Origin of the sequence: Paracoccus sp. J56 (assembly GCF_019633685.1) — a bacterium.
In the GTDB taxonomy this organism is placed as follows: domain Bacteria; phylum Pseudomonadota; class Alphaproteobacteria; order Rhodobacterales; family Rhodobacteraceae; genus Paracoccus; species Paracoccus kondratievae.
Genome location: NZ_JAFL01000069.1, coordinates 1 through 1455, shown reverse-complemented (window position 1 = coordinate 1455; position 1455 = coordinate 1). Strand labels below are relative to the sequence as shown.

Sequence of the window (1455 nt, the reverse complement as noted above, 5' to 3'; positions counted from 1 at the left end):
CTCGCCCACCCCGGCCCATCGCGCCTGCGTGACGATGCCGTCAAAGGGCTGGGTGCCCTCACGGCCCTCGATCTCGACCGTGGCATGGGTGCCGACCAGCGCGTCGAAGTCGAGGTCATCGCGGGTGGCCAGCGCCTCGACGCGGTATTCGAACAGGTCGTTCAGATGGTCCGTGCCGTCAAAGCGCAGAAGCGCCAGCATGTCAGCGCCAAGCGCGGTGGTCAGACGGCCGAGACGCTCGGTCTGGCGAAGGGGGGCACTCATGAACAAGCCTCGTCGGGAGGAAACAGGTCAAACTAAGCTGCTGAAAGTGTGCATGTCCAAAGCGGAAATGCCAAGCCGATAAGCCAATCTGCCCATCCGGCGGCAGAGATCCGGCAATTGCGGCTGATACGATTTCTTGGTAATTTCCGGTATCGACGCGCAGGAGGCCCGCATGTCCCGCAACACTTCGGTTTCGCCCGGCGATCACTTCGTCAGCTTCATCGACGCGCAGGTGAAGGGCGGCCGCTATGGCTCGGCCAGCGACGTGGTGCGGGCGGGGCTGCGGCTTCTGGAGGAGCACGAGGCCAGGGTGAAGGCGTTGCAGGCCGCCCTGATCGCCGGAGAGGCATCCGGCCGGGCGGAAGGCTTCGATCTCGACCAGTTCATTGCCCGCAAGATGGCCGGCCGCAACGCATGAAGGCACTGGCCTTCACCGTCGCGGCAACGGTCGATCTGGAGGCAATCTGAGACTATACGAGGCCTCGCGCAAGCCCGGCGGTATGCGGAGGAGTTGCGCGACACCTGCCACGCGCTGGCATCGGGTGAAAGGCGCAGCAGAAAAGTGGACGTTCGGCCAGGCTATGCGCCGAAAATGTGTCAATGTCGCAGGATAGGCGACGTCGACGCTCCGGGACCGTACCACCTACCATATGTACCATGTCCTCCAGAGAGGCTGCGGGAGACGACCGGCGCGGATGACCGGCCCACCACCGCGCGCGCGACAGGGCGCGCCGACCAGTGGTACACATGGTACGGTGGTACGTCCCCACCAATCACCTGCTTGGCGAATAGCCTCAGCCTCGCAAATTACAGCCCGTTGCCTGCCGCTCCCCCTACCGCCCCTCAGGGCGACAAGGAGGCCAGCGCCGCGATCAAAACTCGACGTCATCGGGCTGATCGCTCGGACGCGCGTAACCGCGCGCCAAAACGCCGTGGATACGCAGCTTCATCGGGCCTTCCCAGCCAAGCGCGCGCATGGTGATCGCGACTTGCTTCAGGTGGTAGGACTTGCGCTGCGCCTTCGAGATGTCGAGGTATTCATCGGAAAAGATATCATCCGTATGGATGCGTTCTGCCCGTCGATCACCTTACCGCGCCCCGCCTATCATTACAGTTGCGTTTTCATCTCATTTCTGAATCACTGGGCTACCATGATTTGAATGGGGTCATGGATGTCGGGATTAGCTGTCG

Annotated in this window: 2 protein-coding genes; one reads left to right on the top strand and one right to left on the bottom strand. The window is 62.7% G+C overall.

The features are described 5' to 3' along the window. Positions 1–264, bottom strand: a 264-nt coding sequence (locus tag M511_RS18985; RefSeq protein ID WP_248284549.1) for a contractile injection system protein, VgrG/Pvc8 family, incomplete at its 3' end; no start/stop codon positions are given. 172 nt (positions 265–436) lie between these two features. On the opposite strand from M511_RS18985, the gene M511_RS18980 reads away from it, so the two are divergent. After that, complete coding sequence (locus M511_RS18980) at positions 437–682, top strand: type II toxin-antitoxin system ParD family antitoxin (protein ID WP_085503265.1); 246 nt, start codon at positions 437–439, stop codon at positions 680–682. The last annotated feature ends 773 nt before the right edge of the window (positions 683–1455 follow it).

Bases quoted from the DNA above. Each gene is read 5' to 3' on its own strand.
- M511_RS18980 (WP_085503265.1), top strand. From the start codon at position 437: ATGTCCCGCAACACTTCGGTTTCGCCCGGCGATCACTTCGTCAGCTTC.